Below are 19122 nucleotides of genomic sequence, written 5' to 3' on the forward strand. Positions count from 1 at the left end.
TTATTTGAATATATACTTTTGTTAATGTATTAAATATTTAACCAAATACTGGCACTAAATTAGGATAGTTCTTTGTTTTGTTTGATAATACTTCCCACATTTCAATTAATTGTTCTGGCGATTTTGGATGAGGGAATTGTTCTACGACAGGGAATGTTACTTGAGTTGCATCTTTTACATCTGCAACACGAACTCCCCATTGTCCTTCCCAACCACCAATAATTTCGTCTTTATTTGAACTTGATCTAATTAAAAATATTGATAAGTCATAAACAACATCCGCATTAGGCAATTCAATAGATGGAACAATTGTTTTATTTGTTTCTTCACTAGTACAACCATCAAGAGTGCAAGTTGTTTTTTTATGAACTGGAGCAAATTTTTCAAATACTGAAAATTCAGGATCTGTTGATTGTAATTGTATTATTGCGTATTCATTTGGTGCCATGTTTGATCCACCACCATTTGATCCTAGTTTTATTGAAGTAGTAGAATGTTTTTTAACATCAAAAGATAAATTTACGAGCGGATACATATACATTTCAAGCTTATCAGTCATTATTTGTTGTCTTGATTCTAAATATCCTGGTTTATTTGCAACAACAATTCCTCGACTACATCCTTCTGGCAAATATCCTTTCCATTGATATTTTCCTCCTTGAGGTTTTGTTTTACCTAAGTCGCAATCCATAATAAAACATTCATAAGATAAATTTACTTTATTAACTTCATTAAAATATACTGCATCATTAACAGTCACTGCGACCTTTGTTTTACTATTCATATTGTCACAAATATCATCTAAATATAATTCTGGTTCTCTTACTTGAACTGGAAGCATACTTCGTTTAGGTTCATTATGATATATTTGAACAGGGAACGCAAATCTAAAAGTAAATCCTCTTTGATTAAATGCATTAGAATCTGATATTGAGATCATAACAGGATAAGTTACATCATAAACAAAATGATATGTTTGTAAACACATAAATTTTAGAAATTCTGATTTTAAACTTTGACTTCCACTTTTCATTATTCCATTTTGATTAGGAGTTGCAACAACTTTCATACCCCATGGTTGTTTGTATGTTGCACCAACAGTTAACTCTTTATAACTATTATCTGATACATTAAAAAATGCGTGAAAATACATAAACGCATCTGCAGGAGCTTTTCCTGGGAGAGCAATTCCTTTTTCAAAAATATCTTGTTGAGTTAATCCTTTGAATCCTTCGTATACTTTTTCATCTGCTTTGAATGGAGGATAATTTGTTTTTTGAAACCGTACTCCTGTAAGTAACACTGCAAGTTCATCTTGAAGTTGTTCTTTTATTTCAGGAAGAGTCCAAACAAGCCTATCACAATTAAAATTAATTCCAGTAAATGGTATTTCATCAGCAGGATGAAGCGCCATATAGTCTATTGTTAATTCTTCAAAGAAAGTGTCTTCATTTTCTGCATGCATAATTTGTGTTGCTAGTTCCCAAATTCTTTTGAGTTTTACAGGAATATCAACTTCAAATTTTTGGTAGTTAACATAATCAAATGATCCTGTTTCACGAACATCTAAATCCCAAAAAACTGTGATTGTCACATCACCTTCAGTAAGTAATGTTTGAACTATTGGAAGTCCTTTCTCAACAATTTCAAACTCATCTTTAAATCCTACAAAGTCATTTAAACAATTATAAATATTTGATTGAACAAAATTATTAATATCTTTTTGCATATCTCCAAGAGAGGGATATTGGGTTTTTGCTTCATAATACCAATATGGAACTTTCGGTGCTGAGTGAAGTCCAATTCCCGGAATTAAAGAAACAAAATGTGTTGGATTATAATAAATATCTTCTGGAAGTTCTATGTATCCCCCTTGACTTCCCATAACTGTAATTCCATCTGTTGCAGTTTTTACAACGCATGCTTTTACAAATTCTTCGACAGGTGTTGATTTATCAGGGTTTACTAAATCAATTGAAGGGATTCCACGCTCTTTAACATAAAATAATACTCCTGCTGAAAATAATAGAATTAGTCCGATGATTATGAATACTGTTACTTGGGCTTTTTTTGATAGAAAGACAGATGTTTCTCTGCGACCTCTTTTTTTCATTAAATAGTTCACCCTCTTTTAAAATTACTAATGCGTAATCAAATATTAAATTTTGTTAACATCATTTTGTAAACGTCATTGCTAGCTAACCACAAAATAACTAATAACAATAATAATAATTATTTTAAAATATTTCCCCATAAACAACTTATTTATATATTAAAAATATTTTTGATTTAAATACTTTACTATTTTTATTATAATAGAACTAGTTTTCTCGGCGAATTCATAAAAATTTAATTTGAATGTTTCAAATGTTTTTTCAAAACTGCAAAGTAGTATAAACGTAACCAATTAAAATATGCAACAAAAACAATTACAGATACGATTACAGAAACTGGCACTGGAAGTTGTAACGCAATTAAAAAGAAAAAATTCAAACAAACAAAAATAAGTAATGCAAAAAGTATTGGTTTGATAAACTTTTGAAAATCAAAAATAATTAATTTATAAAATTTTAAAAAACTTTTTTTCATTTGTTTATGTTTTGTTAAAAATAATAATAAACTAATAATTAAAAAATTAGAAACTAACAAATATGCTGTTTGAAAAATAAAAAATCCTATTTGCAAACTAGCTGAATGATCAAATTCAGGACCAACAAAACTAAAAAATAAATATTGCAATCCCAAATTTAAAAGAATAATTATTAAAATGCCGAATAAATTAAACAAACTAAATTTACTTAAAAGTTTCCATTCAAATTCTTGATCCAACATAGATTTATAAATTAAATATTTAATCGTAAAAAATGCCATAACTCCGACGAGAATTGCCAAAGTAGAATTAATAATTATCCTATAAAACCACGCTTGTGCAGATTGAGCAGATAATATTAATCTTTCAGTTTGATCAAATTTTCCTTCTTGTAATGGTTGCATTGCATCTTTTAACAATGGACCAAGTGATTTTATTGAAAGTACCCAAGATAATAAAATAATTAATAAAATAATATAAAGAGTACAATCTAACAAAAACGTATAAAAAAATTTTTTATTAAATTTAAATGAATTTAAAAAAATCTTAAAATCAGTTTGTTTCTTTATTCGCACATTATGTTTTTTTTTCATTTTCAAAAATCAGGAGATGGCGGTGCACTTGAACTGCTACTTGAACTACTAGAACTTGATGAAGTATAACCAGGCGCATCTTGACTGGATGCTTCTTCAAACTGAAGGTTTTTATGATCATCAGCAGCAATTATATCATTACAAATAGTAGTATCATCATCTTGCAACCAAACTTCTTGATTAACACAAGATCTAACCTTAACAGTTTCCCCATTTACATCTTTTGCATTTTCATTACTAAATACAATACATACAGTATCATACTCAGTAGAATAAGTATCATTTGAAATAAGAGAATTTGCCCCTCCAAAATCAGATGAATTTCCGGGCTCCACAGGATACCATTTTTTATAAACTTTTTTTGATAATAATCCTTTTCTTAATTCTATATTATAATCCATAGGACATTGTTGAGATACAACTCGTCCAGTAATTCTATAAGTATAATAAGTTCCTGATGAGGTTAAATTATATTTTGTTGAAACATTTTCAACACACTTAGTTTGAATAGTTCCAGTCAAACCTCTGCAAGGATCTATTTCATATCTTGTTCCTTGAACTGCAACAGAAGCACTACTTGATGAAGATCTTGATAGTCCAACTCCATCATTTGAAGGATCATCTCCAGCACTCAAACACCCAGTTGAAATCCATTGTTCAACATTAAGTGCATTTTTTATTGCAAGCATTGTTTCAACATCCCAAAGTCCTTCCTTACCGCCTAATGCCCATTTAGATATTGTTCTAGAAATTCCGGTTGCATGACTTCCACTTAAAAGATTAGTAACTGATGTCGGAGTCCAATAATAATAAACCGTTTCTCCTTTTTTATCATCATAACCTTCACCCATTTTACCTGCAAGAGTGCAAGATTTATCACCACATTTTGCAATATCATCCGCATGTTGACAATCTGCTCGTTTACAAATAAAAGTTTCTCCAGGTTTACATTCATTTGACTCACATATTGCTGCAGGTTGTAATTCAGTTCCGCCTGCTTCAGAATCACGCATTGTTGGTTTTCCCCCTGCCGCTATACTACACCCATCACCACAAGCAGCTTTAGCGTCAGAACATGAAAGATCACTTTGTTTACAATTATATTGATTTCCTTCTGAATCTAATACAAAATTACCCCCACAATTATAAACACAAGTTTGTCCTGGAAATTTATAACAAGTGCCAGTTCCAGATTCACAAGCTTGCACATTTCCCGCACCATCAGTTTTTATTTCCATAGGAGTACATTCTTTATCTGTTTTACATAACTTAGCCAATTCGTTCGGACTAGAAAAAGTATTAATCTTTGCTTGAGTTCTTCCTTTTTCTAAATCAGTTCCTATTTGAGCTAAAATACCTGCAGTTTTTGAACCCTCAGGAGCAGCACCTTGTTCTTTTAATGCTTTTTCAACTTCAGAACAAACTGCAGGATCAGCAGTAGTTTCACATGCTCGTGCTTTAGTCGCTAAATCTTGTAATCCTGCTGCTCGCTCTGCATCTTTTTGCGCAGTTAATGATGAATCAGCAGCTTGTTTTAACTCTGCACTCATCGCATCTTGTTGTGCTTTAGTTGGCAAAGTTGTTATTTTCATATTACCACTAATGCCTTCATGTTCATTATAATTAGGATGATTTGGATCAGAAGAACAACCTTCTCCTTTACAATAATCCCACTGTTTAGTTTTTTTATTAAAAAAAGGTTCGTGAACTGCACCATCAATACTTACAGGATTAGGCTTTTTATCATAATTAGATAAGTCACTCTTAGGAATAATTGTTGATGCAATAGTGCATTTACCAACAGGACATTTTGCAGGAGTACTAACACTTGTTGGACTAAATACACTTGAAGGTTTAGGTTCAACTCCAGAAGCAGTTGCTTTTGCCGCACTAATTGATTCATAATTTGTTGGATTTGATAAAAATGCAGTTGCTTTATCTAATGGAACTGCAACTCCTTTTTTATCATATAATAAACCATCATGACCTATTTGATATCCTTCACTAGAACCAGTAACGGGAGTTAAACTTGCACTTAATCTTGTATCACTAATTAATTTTGAATTTTTAGATCTGAAGTCATCAGCCTTAGCACCAGTCCACGCAACTCCACCTTTATACAAAGTACCATCCACGCCAACACTAACATCATCATAACCTGGAACTTGTTTTGCAGAACTAATGGATTTTGCAGTTAATTGCGCAGATTTTAAACTTGCAAAATCATTGCCCCAAACCAGCTCACTATCTGAATCATCAAGATTTCCAGCATAAACTCCCTTAGAAGTATAAAGATTACCTTCGGGATCAACATAAATCATATCCCCATCATATCGCACAGTTGACGGTTTTGCTAAACTAAATTCTTTTGCCATTTCGACATGCAACTCAAAAGAATCATCCGCATAGTCCCCTACCCCAACAGTTCCAATTCTTTTTCCGTCACCATCATATACTTGCCCATCAGATCCTATATTTACAACAACATCATCTGACTCCACTTTAATGGGCATTGGAGTAGTCACAACATCATCAGGTTTAGTTGTTGGTAACCCTGCTTGCGCATGTGCTGCTTGAACTTTTGATATATCTAATGGAGAACCTGCACTTTGAAGCGTAGCTAAAACTGCAGGAGTTAATGAATCAACAGTGCCAATAGCTCGACCTTCTTTGTAAACAGTTCCATCACTTCTAACTCTATATTCAGGATTTCCTTCAACTGGAGTTGCAGAAGAAGCATCCCTTAATTGATTTAAATCTATATCCCTCTCTGCAACCAAGCCATCAACATATTCCCTATCAACTGGTTGATTATGATAAAAAAATGTATCTTCATAAGCATCATATTCTAAATCATCCCCTAAATCAACTAAATTTGTATCCGCAGGAAGATCATCTCTTTTTTCTTCTAATCCCTCGACATGAGCTTTAAATTGGGCATAACCTAATTTAGATCTTGTTAATTCTGCTTGAGACCTTGCAGCAGTATAAGCCGCCCCACCATATAATCCAACTCCTGCAATCCCAATAATAGTTCCTTGATCATCATATAAATTTCCAAAAGAATCAACTTTATAACTAGACCCCGCAACAGGCGTTGCATCAGTAGGCATTATTGGATCGTCAACATCATCCTCACCACCTTTAAGTTGAGCTTCACCATCCTCTTCTTCAGGATCTGGGCTGTTTGGTTCCACAACAGTTGGTACAACATCAACAAACCCCCCACTCATAATATCACCAAAACCCGTATTCGTCACGCCACCCGCACCCTGATAATTAAATGTGCCTTCATCAGGATTAATATCCAAAACCTCAATCACATGACTTTTAGTAGCTTTTTTAGGAGTTTTATCACCCACTTGATAATACTGCCCCTTTTTAATATGCATAGTTTTGCCTGCTTCAAACTGATGCGCGCAATCTTTAGACCCAAGAACGCTGCCCCCAGGACAAGCACCAAATACACTACCAACTAGCACAACCATTACAAAAATCCAAATTAAAATTTTTAGTTTCATTCTACGAATAAGTCCATTGTTTTATTGATTGTTTGTTCGGATATAAAATCTTGAACAACTATTTTGAGTGTGTTATGCCCTTTTGGCATTAAATGAAATTTGTCTGAGTAATCAATATCAAATTCATAGTGATTAAAGTTTGAATTAAATACTCCTGTTATTCTTACAATTTCAAGGTCACTTAATTCATCAATTAACTGACCAGTTGGTGAATAAAACTCAACTCCGCAGACCATATTCATTAAATATCTTAGTCCTACTTGTTGTGTTTTAAATCCGGTAACGACTGTTTGTAATAATACGTCTTCTCCTTCTTTGAATGTTGTTCCTCGAGGAGTCATGAGTTCAAAATCTTCGACAAAGTTTGTTCCAACAAATGTTAGTTCTCCTTTAGTATAAAATACTTTTTGTACAACAGGTTTTTCTTGGACTGTTTCATTAACGACCTCTACTGGTTTTGGTTGTTGCAAAACCGGTTTTACTTCAACTGAATCAGTTCCTTGCATGAAATAAAATATTGATCCTCCTGCTAAAAAAATTACTACCAACACAATTAATATTACTGCGGGAAATTTGTGTGTTTCCGGCGGAGGAATTGGTTGTTGTGATTGAACAAGTTGTGGCTGTTGATACCCAGGACGTTGTTGAGGATATTGTTGAGTTTGTGGATATTGTCTTTGTTGTTGTGGATAAACCGGACGTTGTTGAGGATATTGTGAAACAGGTCTTGGTTGTTGTGGATATTGCGGTTGTCTTTGTGGATAATTTTGTGCAGGATTTTGAGGATAATTAGATCTAGGTTGTTGATTCCAATTTCCTTGATTTTGTTCTCCCACCATTTAATCATCTTTTAATGCTTGTTCACAAAGATCTTTTCCTAAAGCGTCCCATCTATCTCCAATTCCAACAAATGTATCTACTATTGATAATAATGTATTTGCATATTCGAGTCCAGAACATGCAGCACAAATACCTGATGTATCTCCCGCAGCACATTTTGCACTGCAAGCATAATCTATTATAAGTCCAATTCCATTAAATGGATTTAAAATTAAACTTTCTATTTGACCCATTAATTGATCGAGCATTTGTACATACGGAATTGTGTTTAGTGCTTGTCCCCACCAAAATGTACATGTTGCTGTTCTAAATTCTAAATCACATCCTGATACTGTTCCAACTCCATATGCAACGTCTTGTTTCATACAAATTATTTTTCGACACCTAATTTGTCTTAATTTTTCTAAATTGTAAAATATTCCAGGTAAGCATCCAGTCATTGCTGATGCGAACATACTTTTGTAGGGGTCAAATGTTGATGCATCGTAAAGAGTAAAATCTCTGTTTTCTTTTCCTGCAAGTCTTTCTCCCCATAATGGTCCAGAAGAAATTTGTACATTGAGTAAATCCACAACATATGTTCGCCAAGTTGCAAACGCTTTTTGTATTTTACACCAGGTTTCACAAGGAGTTTCATCTATACTTTTTTCATCAACCATTTTACAAGAAATAAATAATGCGCAGGCCATTATTACATCTTTTAGCATATTATTTTTTTCAACTTTTACTTTTTCTGTTTCTTTTGAGTTTTCTCCTGCAGCACTACAAAATGTTTGATATGTTGCACAAGCTGCACCTTCAACCATCCCTACTGCTGCTAAAACTCCCATAACAGTATTTAATGTATCAACCATATCGCATGCAAATCGTAAATAATCAGTTATTATTTTAATCCATTTTACTGCGTCCCACCAACCAGTTGTTACCCAATCAACATCATCTTGTATTTGCTTTTTTACATTTCCAAGATTGGATCCTATTGGATTGTTCATAGCTTTTATTTGAAAAGTTATGTTTTCTATTTCAGGAGCAGTTATTGCTCGATTGTTCACAATTGATACTATTGATGCTTGACAAGTAAAATTAAATCCTTCATATACTACTTCTCCCGTATCATTATCTCCTTCAATGAGTGATGGAGGAACGTGAGATGGATTAAATTCAGCTAAAAAAATATCAGTTATTCCATCTGAAATATCTGGATCATATCCCATTGGTAAAACTCTAAAATTACCATCTTCATCATACATTAAGTATTCTGATCCTTCTCCCTCACAAGAATTAGGATCAAATTCAAAAGTTGCCATCTTAACTGAAGAACCATAACGCGATGTTATTATTTTTTTATTAAAAGTTTGTGGTATTGATATACTCCAAGCAAACCGATCTAAATATTGGGGAGATACGCTGTCTTCATATGTTAATTCATCCATCATCCAATAATCAGGAGTTTCGTTATCTTCAACCCCTAAGACTACAACATCCAAATCTTCTTCTAAAACATGTTCTAATCCGTCTATGAATTTAACTCCTATTACAGTATCTAAAGGATCTACTGTTGCAGGTCTTTTCATTGTTGCATCTGATTCCCATTCACAACTAAACAGTCTCTGATTATTTTCAACACCCACTTCTTCACAATTTCCTTCAACTGAATGATGCGCCATATTTGTTTGGCCATCTTCCATTAAACTTGAAAAATTAGCATAAGCAATTACTGGAGTATGATCAGTTACATTAACAGTCAATAATACTTTATCTCCAGAAACAATTACTGAATGACCTTCATATCCAGGAAGAACTAAATCGGAATAACTTCCATAAAGTCCAATTCCTTCGATACTATGATTAATTATTTCCGATGAATCTTCATCAAATTTAAAAACTCGACTAACAGTTGTTGGAGTTTCTAAAAAATTTCCTGCATCGTCTCGTGAAGGATTAACAAAAGTTATAGTTATTGCATCCCCACTTTTAGCATTAGAATTTACTTGAATATTTTTCCAAGTACAAGTCCATCCAGATTCACAACTATGAGGAATTAATATATTTCCAGTTCCCCATTCTAATTCTTGTTGTCCAAATGTTGAAAAATCTGCGTATATATATTTATTATCTAGTCCACTTCCAGTTTCAGTAAAAACTGCACTAATATCATTTCCTGTTTTATTTATCCACGGAACTCCTTTTTCATCTTCATAAAAACCAATTATTTTTGCAAGTTGCGGAGGAGTATTATCAAATTCAATAGGATATGTTTTTGATTTATTCATTAAGTTCCCATTTATATCAGTTACAGAGAATTGAAGATTTAATCCTTTTTGTTCGGGGAGCATTTGAACAACTAATACTTGAGGAGTTCTACATTGATAAATTCCTTCTGTTGGTTGTATACAAATAAAATTAGTAAATTCTTTGTAAAATTGAGCATATGCTGGAGATGGATTAATTCCAGTTAAATCAGCAACCAATGTTCCGTTAAGTCCTTTATCTTCTGAAATATTAATAATTAGTGCAGCATTTTCAATGACTTGCCCATTTGAACTAGTTATAGTATTCCCATTTGAGTCAATAAAAATTAATTGTTCAACATTAGGGGGTGTTTTATCAAGTTCAATATCATGACAAATTGGTTTTGAAACAATCCCAATATTATCAGTAAGTTCCATACAAATATGTTTAGTTTCAGTCCCTTGTACTGCAATTGGTAAATTTATTTCTCCTATTTGTTTACATTTATCATCAAATGTGGTATTAATTGCAATAGTATTCCCATCAACATTAAATCTTAATTCTTTAACTCCACTACATTTTCCAGAACATGCAGGACCAACACAAGATTTATCTTCAATATCAAATGTTGCCCAAGTATGAGTTTCATTCATTTGAAAATCCCAAGTCCCACTTGGAGCTAATCTTTCCACTAAAACTTGTCCTCCTTTCGGCGGAGACATAGGCATATTTGCATCATTAAATAATTGAACTTTAAATGATAATACATTCATTGAGGGAGGAACACTAAATTCAGGATTATTAACATTACAACTCCACTTTCCTAATGTCGCATTTATTAATTCACATTCAAATTGCCATCCAGGTTCTTCAAGAATTTTTACTTGATTTGCTCCTAAATCATTATCTTCGGTTGATGAAATAGTAGAATTAACAATAACTGTTAGAGTATCTGTTGATTCAATAAATCCTTGGTCTTGATTTATTATTTGTTTTTGACCATATACATCAACATTAGTTATCATTGCAGCATTTACTTCAGATACATAAATAGGTAAAGTAATTATTAAAAATACCATAAATATTGCAATTTTTTGCAAATCTTTTTCACGAAAAATCATTAGTCCGACACCCATTCTGGTTTTAATTTATCACTTAATATTATTGTGTAATCATCCACCATTTGTAATGTATCTAAATATGGTCCAGCACCCATATCAGAAGCAAAATTATTTGGAGGTTGAAATGAAACAAAAATAAAATTTACTTGTTTATTATTCATTAATTGTTCTTTAGTAATTTCTAAATATCCAGTTTCATTAGTGTATTGTATACCACCTAATTGCCACTTATCAAATTCAGTTCTATTTAATTTAACTTTTTGATCTTCACCAAAAGGAACTGAAAAAGTTTTTGTTTTTTCATTTATGACCCAACCATCTGTTTTTAATAAATATCCTTTCACTTCATATTTTCCTGGTGCGAGTAATAATGATTGAGGTTTAGAATCTTCGGACGGATCATATTTTAAAAATGAAGTAAACTCCCCAAATTCATCATCAGCAATTCTATTAAATAGAGCATATGCTTGATCTTTTTTTACTAAAGGAATAACTTCTGAGTTAGTTCCTAAAAAATGTTTATCTGTAACTTTATCATAATCTAATAATAATTTTTTTACAGTTGAATTAATTTGAAATAAAGGTAATAATCCAAATGAATGATTGCTTGTTTGATTTCTTAATGCACCAAACTTTTGTACAACAGGTAAATGATCTTTTGCAATAATTCTTATTTCTCCAGAACCTACTGGAAATTTTGAAGTTATTGTTGATTTATTTTCTTCGTTTAATTCAGTAACACCAACAAAACAACTTTCAGTACCAACTTGAAATTCAATTTTTGCACCTGGCAAAGGAGTTTTATCTATTTCATCATATGTTTCAACAGTTATTAATCCTGTATTCCAAAAATCAGGATTGCATAATTCAGTTCCAACATACCCTCCATATTGCGCACTAAAATTTGAACCCATAATATCATTATTTCTTACATTAGATTCTAATGCAAAAACAAATTTGAATGTTTCTTTTCCTTTGAATGCTCGATCATCAGTTATAGTTGCAATAACTGGAAATGATACATCATAGTAAAAAACATAATCATTAACTACAAATAAATTTAATAACGGAATTAAATCTGCGGCAGGAAGCCCTATTTTTGACGGAGTCAATAATTCTTTATTATTAATATTTAAATAAATTGGCCACCAATCAAGATAAGCGAAACTTACAGTTAAATCTTTTAACCCTGGTGCTTGTGTTTCATTTACGCTGACTAATGTTTTATCAAGCATTCCAGTAGAAACTGGATCAATTCCTTCTTCATCAAATATGATTGATCTAAAATAATTTTTTGCACCAAAAACTTGTAACATTGCCATTCCTCCAGGAAGAATGAAATTTTCAATTCTTTTTTGAGTTTCAGATCTTGTCCAAAATAAAAATTTGGTATTATCAAAATCTACATCACCTATTGGTGGAAGACGGTTCATACTTAGTGGTTTTGAATACATACTAACTAAATTCATAGAATGTATTTCTAAAAATGATAAAGATAATTCTGAATCAGTAATCTCAGATGCTGCATCATAAATATCTTTTAATGCTAAATCTACTCGAGTAAAATATTCTTTAACATCTACTTGCACATCCCCTTTTGTTAATTGTATTGGATATTTTGTAAATATAGATACGTCTTTTGTAGTTACTTTCACATTAGGACTTATTTCGCCTAAGGGTACAACTAAAAATCCTTGTTTTTTGAATGTTCTAAATTTATTTAAACAATCAGGCAATTTTTTTACTATATATTTTTGTAATTGTGCTTCTATTGATTTTTCACTATCTTCAGTTTTATAAAGTGGTGGACGATTTGAAGCAAATAAACAATTATTTGTACAAGAATTATCAGATTTTAAATACCACCAATAAGGTATTAACCCCGAACCATTAAATATTTCTATAGCATCTGAATTAGTCGGTTCAAATCCAGTAATAAATGCAGTTCCTGAAAGTTCTATGTCAGTCGGATCAATGTATCCCCCATGCGCACCAAGTTTTTTTAGTCCATCAACTGCAGTTTCATGAATACAATTTTCAACAAATATTTTTACTGGTTGGATTTCTAAGGGCACTTCTTCGGCTTGAGATAAAAATCCCTCTCCCATATCATCAACAACTTTATCTTTTATGTAAAATATGAGTGCTGTTGTAAAAAGTAATATAATTCCAATTATCATAAACACAGTAATTTGTGCTTTTTTATGTTTCCTAATTTTAAACGTTGGACTATTTCGCATTTTTCGTATTTTTTTCTAAACTTTTTTTACAAGCAAATTTATAAAATTCTGATCCTACCTTTTCACAAACAGGCAATAGTTCTGCTTTTGATTCTCCAAGTTGAGTATTACGATATGTCGTAATTACGAGTAAACATATGTCTTTTGCCTCGCCTGTTTTTTGTTCACAAAAGTCAGGAGAAACACTTTCAACTTCTTTGAGTTCATTAATTGTGATATCAACCATTGCAGTTGATCTCTGATAAAAATTCGCACCAAGAGTAATTCCAATAAGTAAAGTTACAATCCAAAATGAAGTAACAACATAAACAAACACTTTATCTCTGTGTTGCACTTTTCGTTCTCTAAAATATTCTGCATAAAAGTATTTTTTCTCGTGGAGAATATACCAAATTATAACTCCATTAACAAGGAGTAATGTAAACAGGGAAAGATAAAGAAGTCCTTTGAAGACCATGTATTCTTTAGAATCAAGCAGCAATAATGATAATAATGAATTAACCAATGCAAAGCCAAACCAAGCAACAGACAAATCAAATGTGTATGCTTTTCTCATCCAAAATCCATAAATCATCAATACCAAAAGAATTACAAGTGCACTGTTAATCACAAGTGCTCTTACTCCTGAGACAACTGTTCCAAATAATATGCTTGTCGGAAAGGTTATTCCTTGCCAAAATGATAATAAGTAAAGTGAGAGAAGAAATATCAAATAACCAATTAATAATTTTATCCCTAATGGAATATGATATTTTCCTTTATGAATTGGAGAAGGTACAAAAAATTCATCTTTGAATTCTTCTTCTAAATGTTTTAATTTTTTTTCTTCTCTTTGTAAGAAGGAGGGTTTTTTTCTTTTTACCTTATGATGTTTAACGGGTTTAGAATGCGATTTAACTTTATCAGAAGTTTTAGATTTAGACAAAATTTTAGTTTTAGACAAAGATTTAGATTTAGAAGTTTTACTTAATTTTTTAGAAGATTTAGTTAAACGAGGTTTTGCAATTGATTTTTTAGAGTTAGAATTTGATTTTACAGGTTTTTTTGAAGAAACTTTAGCAAGGGAACTAGCTTTAGTCTTTTTACTATCAGTACGTCCCCTCTTTTTCATAATACTCCCTTTTTTTGTTGACAGTGAGTAAATAACCTGATTTTACTCTGATTTACATGGTTAGATCATTTATCATTTATAAATATTATTATAAATAGTAAAAAAACTATTATTAATACCATATTAACTACCTTTTAATAAAAAAAGAAAAAATGAAATAAAAAAATAAATAAATTATTTTTTAAAACAAATTTTACCTTATCGTTGCACCAGAACCAATTCCTTTAGCAACAACGTCTCCTGTTTCGGTTTCTAAAATTCCTTCTTCAGACACAATTTGACCATCAGAATCAGTTGTTAAATTAATTTTTGCAAATTCTTTAATATCTAAATCTTTAACTGGTTTAGATTCAACTCCTTTAACAAAAACTCTTTCGCCAAGTTCTGCATCAACTGCTTGAACAAGTACAACTTTTTCTTTGGTTTCTGCTGCAAGAATCATTCCTTGACTTAGTTCTCCTCTAAGTTTTGCAGGTTTTAAATTACTAACTATAACTATTTTTTTGCCACAAATTTCATCTTTAGACAAATGTCCTTTAAGTCCTGCAACTAGTTGTCGTTCTTCTGATCCTAAATCTAATTTCAGAATATATAATTTTTCTGCACCAGGATGATCATTTACACTAATAACTTTTCCAACTCTTAAATCAACTGCCACAAATAAATCATATTGTTTTCGTTCATTAGTTGCGTCTTTTATTTGTTGATCTCCAGAAAATTTGGTTTGAAGTTCTAATATAAAATCATCTTCAAGTTTACTAAACATGGCTTTTGGTTCACCAATTTCATGCCCACAATTTTCAATAAAAAATTCAAGTGGCCAACTTTCTTTACTTAAATCCATATTTAATTGAACTCCAATTTCTTTTGAAGTGAAAGGTAAAAACGGCTGAACAATAACACCTAATAATTTAACTAAATTAGTGCAAATCGCGAGAGTAGTTGACGCTTTTGATATGTCTGTTTTTATTGCAGCCCAAGGTTCCTGAGTTTGAAAGTATTGATTTCCTAGTCGGGAAATATGCATTATAGTTCTTAGTGCATCTTTCAACTTTACAGCTTCTAAATGTTGATTTAATTCCATTAAATTTTTATTTATTTCAAAAATAAATTCTTTATCAATTATTTCTAACTTAACTTCAGGAATTTTTCCTTCAAAACTTTTTTTAGTAAATGTTAATGCTCGATTTACAAAATTACCTAAATTAGCCAACAATTCATTATTATTTTTTTCTTGAAAATCTTTCCAAGTAAATTGAGTATCTGAATTTTCTGGTCGATTAATTAAAAGATAATATCTCCAAACATCAGGTTTAATTCCAGTACTTATTGCATCATCTCCAAAAACTCCCTGTTTGTAACTCTTTGAAAACTTTCCAGATTCATAATTCAAGTATTCTGTTGATGCTAAGTGATACACTAAATTCCACGAATCATTAGTTCCCATAAGAGTTGCAGGAAATATTATTGAATGAAATGCAACATTATCTTTTGCCATGAATTGATATAATTTTATATCCGGATTTGACCACCATTCTTTCCAGTCAGGTCGAACACTTTGAGTAATTGAAATATATCCAATTGGAGCATCAAACCAAACATAAAATACTTTATCAGTATATCCATCTAAAGGAATAGGCACACCCCATTTTAAGTCTCTTGAAATACATCGCTCTTTTAGTCCTTCTTTTAACCAAGCTTTTGTTATTCGTCTTGCATTAACTGGCCAATCACCTAAATCCATCTGCATATCAGCCCATTCATTGAGTTGTTTTTGCATTTTAGGTAAATCTAAAAATAAATGTTTTGATACTCTCAGAGTAGGTTCTGCCCCACAAGTTTTACATTTCGGATCAATTAATTCAACTGCATTTAATAATTTCCCACAGCTGTCGCATTGATCGCCTCTTGCCTTATCAGAATTACAATGAGGACATTCACCTTCTACAAATCTATCAGATAAAAACTTATCACAGTTTTCACAAAATAATTGTTCTACATCATTTTTTGAAATAAGTCCATTTGCATATAATTTTTTAAACAAGGATTGAGTCATATCTTTGTGGTTCTCAGCAGACGTTCTTCCAAATGCATCAAAACTACATCCAAACCACTCATAAACTTGTTTGTGTATTGCATAATATTTGTCACAAATTTGTTTAGGAGTTAGTCCTTCTTCAATTGCTTTTGTTTCTGTTGCAGTTCCATGTTCGTCAGTTCCACAAATATATAATGTGTCCCAGTCTTTTAATCGACAAAATCTTGCAAACACATCTGCACTTAAAACACATCCAATTATATTTCCTAAATGAGGCACATTATTTACATAAGGTAACGCGCTTGTAATTAGTACTTTTTTTCGTTCTTTATTCACTTTTCCAACCATAGTTCCCATCATTTTTTCTTCATTATTATCTAACTCAGCAGTTTCCTGAGCTGAATTATCACTTAACTCTGCTTTATTCACTTTTGCAGGCATTGAATTTTCCATTTCAGCTTGCGCTAAATCTAAACTTTCAACTTCTCCTGATTCAAGTTGTTCTGCAGCATTAAATTCTGTTTCTGTTGTTACTTTTTGTTGTGTCTCTGTTGCTTTTTCTTCTGTTGTTTGTTTTGGTTGGTTTTCTTCTACCATTTTAAAATTAAGAAATGGACTCTATATTTATAAAAGTTATTGTAATATGAACAAAACCTTAATTCATATAAGAATAAAATATTCCTTGAAATACCACCAAATATCTAAAAAAAAAGATAAAACATAGAGTTTCACGCAATTTTAGATAATGCAATTATTAAATCATATTACCCAATTATTTGTTTTGTGTTAAAGCACAAAAAAATTAAAAAAAATAATTACGGGCGATAAAAATGACTGCATGGTTAGCACTTGATTTGATGGATGAATCAGATATGGAAGATGCAAAACAAAGATTAGAATCAGCACAACAAACAGGAATTGATACCCTTGTTTGGAATATTGGTGGAACGCAAACAAATAACTTTCCAGAACAGAATAGAGGGGTGATTGATTTTTTAACTGGATCAAAAAAAGGATATAAATCTAGTAAAGAATCTAAACAACAATACATTTCTCGAATGATTAAAAAAGGAGAATGTACTAAAACAAGAAATTCTGAAGTTTATTTAACGTTAGGCGAAATAGTTCTTGAATTAAAAGTAACAAATTCTAACACGTTTCAAGCTCAACAAAATATGAGTTTTTACAATGTTGATCAGGACAGTTTTTTAGGAGGCATAATTGTAGATTTACAAGATGTAAAAGGGGAAGTTACCGTTAGAACTCACGTAGTAAATTTAGAGTATGTTCGTTGGCACACAACAGATAAAAAAGCTTATGAGCCTACAGCCAGAATTGAAAAACCTGATAGGATAAAATATAGACCCTATTAAAAATAAAAAATCACATTAATAAAAAAAGAACAAAATCTAAACTAAATTATTTTATTTAATTTTTTTATTCACTACATCCACAATCATCACAAGTAGATATTAAATCTAAAATTTCTTTTCCTGAAATTTGTTCTGAACCAAATCCTTTAACATATTTATCACCAACAAAAGTTAAAGGTAAAAAATCAAAATTAATCCCGTGCTTAGTTTTATATGTTTCAAGTAGTTCAACATTATCTTTCTCAGTAACAACATATTCTTTTAACACCATATCAGAATATTTATTTGCTTTTAATTTTATTAAAAAATCATGAACCATATGATTACTTTTACCATAATTATTTCTAAATGATACAACGCACAAACATCCTTCATCTATTTCTCCGTCACAATCATCATCAATTTTATTACTACAACTTTCCAATACTGGCGTAATTTCACCCTCGCAATTACTCCAAAGTCCAGATGCACAATATTGAGTACCAGTTGAGCATGCACCAACAGATAAGTTCCCACATTCCCTAGTTAATTCTTCGTCAATTTCACCATCTAAATCATCGTCACGATCATTGCATTCTTCAGGCACAGATTTTATTCCCTTTAATTTTGCAATATCCGCAGCAGTTAAACTAGATTCAGTTTCTTCAGAGTCTTCTTCAAGATCAATAGAATCCACATCTGCTTGAGTTTCCATTTGCTCAACTGCATTTTGATTGCAACCAAATAAGCTAATTAAAGAAATAAGTAAAATCATGAAAGTTAAAATAAATAATATGCGTTTAAACCCTCTTTTATAAGACATAAAAAAGATTAAATGTGTTTTTATTTATATTTTTATCCCTGATTACAACATTTTTTACTGCAATTAAAATAGTTTAAAACACATAGGTATTCAAGCACACTCATCCAATATATCAAACAGCAATAGAAATAAAAAAAATTAAAATAAATTTTTTAATTAGTTTTGACTTGCTAAAAACTTATCGAGTAAACTCAAATATTGAGTTTTTGGCATGGCTCCAATGTAATAATTGCACCCAAAAACAAATGTCGGAGTATAAACATAATCAAGCCCATAGGAATAAACTTTTTGTCGATTCTTAGAAACTGAAACATCTAAAATTTCTGGTTCAACTCCTTTTTCAGCACAAGCTTGAATAAAATCAGGAAGTGTTGCCTCACAATGACTGCAATACTTTGATTCTATCATCAGCACTTTATCTTGAAGCCCTCGGACTTGGCATTGTTCTATTGTTAAAAAACCTGCATCTTGTATTTTTATTAAATCTCCAGAAGGTTTACCACCACACCCAATTAAAAATATTAAAGATACTATCATTAACGACATTAAAATTATTTTTATTGATTTCATACATGCAATAAAATTAAATCTAATATTTATGCTTTACCTTTTAAAAAATTAACAATAAGTCAAAAATTCTCAATCTTAAAACATTTAATCA

At 31.2% G+C, this 19122-nt stretch carries 11 protein-coding genes; 1 reads left to right on the forward strand and 10 read right to left on the reverse strand.

Features of this window, described 5'->3' with window-relative positions:
* Positions 1–37: 37 nt before the first annotated feature.
* The 8 genes from HN587_03710 to metG all read right to left on the reverse strand — a co-directional run bounded on the left by HN587_03710 (position 38) and on the right by metG (position 16883).
* On the reverse strand, positions 38–2113 hold the full coding sequence (locus HN587_03710; protein ID MBT7902946.1) for a hypothetical protein: 2076 nt from the start codon (positions 2111–2113) through the stop codon (positions 38–40).
* 236 nt (positions 2114–2349) lie between these two features.
* The gene (locus HN587_03715; GenBank protein MBT7902947.1) at positions 2350–3087 is read right to left on the reverse strand and encodes a hypothetical protein; all 738 of its coding nucleotides are present in this window, start codon (positions 3085–3087) and stop codon (positions 2350–2352) included.
* A 98-nt stretch (positions 3088–3185) separates the two neighbouring features.
* A complete protein-coding gene (locus HN587_03720; GenBank protein ID MBT7902948.1) occupies positions 3186–6704 on the reverse strand; it encodes a hypothetical protein in 3519 nt (1172 codons plus the stop codon).
* On the reverse strand, positions 6701–7543 hold the full coding sequence (locus HN587_03725) for a hypothetical protein (GenBank protein MBT7902949.1): 843 nt from the start codon (positions 7541–7543) through the stop codon (positions 6701–6703). The genes HN587_03720 and HN587_03725 overlap by 4 nt, the downstream gene beginning before the upstream one ends.
* Entirely contained in the window at positions 7544–10897 is a 3354-nt protein-coding gene (locus HN587_03730) for a hypothetical protein (protein MBT7902950.1), read from the reverse strand. It lies immediately after the preceding gene.
* Entirely contained in the window at positions 10897–13137 is a 2241-nt protein-coding gene (locus tag HN587_03735) for a hypothetical protein (GenBank protein MBT7902951.1), read from the reverse strand. The genes HN587_03730 and HN587_03735 overlap by 1 nt, the downstream gene beginning before the upstream one ends.
* Positions 13127–14248: a hypothetical protein gene (locus HN587_03740; protein ID MBT7902952.1), complete on the reverse strand. Its 1122-nt coding sequence runs from the start codon at positions 14246–14248 to the stop codon at positions 13127–13129. Before HN587_03740 ends, HN587_03735 begins: the two co-directional genes overlap by 11 nt.
* Before the next feature lie 193 nt (positions 14249–14441).
* Positions 14442–16883 (reverse strand): methionine--tRNA ligase, encoded by a 2442-nt coding sequence (metG, locus tag HN587_03745; protein MBT7902953.1) that lies wholly within the window; start codon positions 16881–16883, stop codon positions 14442–14444.
* A 233-nt stretch (positions 16884–17116) separates the two neighbouring features.
* Here metG and HN587_03750 point away from each other — a divergent pair, with 233 nt between their 5' ends.
* Positions 17117–17659 carry a hypothetical protein gene (locus HN587_03750; protein ID MBT7902954.1) on the forward strand — a complete coding sequence of 181 codons (543 nt, stop codon included), beginning with the start codon at positions 17117–17119 and terminating at the stop codon, positions 17657–17659.
* 64 nt (positions 17660–17723) lie between these two features.
* On the opposite strand, the gene HN587_03755 is transcribed toward HN587_03750, so the two are convergent.
* A complete protein-coding gene (locus HN587_03755; GenBank protein MBT7902955.1) occupies positions 17724–18461 on the reverse strand; it encodes a hypothetical protein in 738 nt (245 codons plus the stop codon).
* Positions 18462–18617: 156 nt separating this feature from the next.
* Complete coding sequence (locus HN587_03760; GenBank protein ID MBT7902956.1) at positions 18618–19031, reverse strand: thioredoxin family protein; 414 nt, start codon at positions 19029–19031, stop codon at positions 18618–18620.
* Positions 19032–19122: the final 91 nt, after the last annotated feature.

The organism is Candidatus Woesearchaeota archaeon, assembly GCA_018675335.1.
In the GTDB taxonomy this organism is placed as follows: domain Archaea; phylum Nanobdellota; class Nanobdellia; order Woesearchaeales; family UBA11576; genus JABJCP01.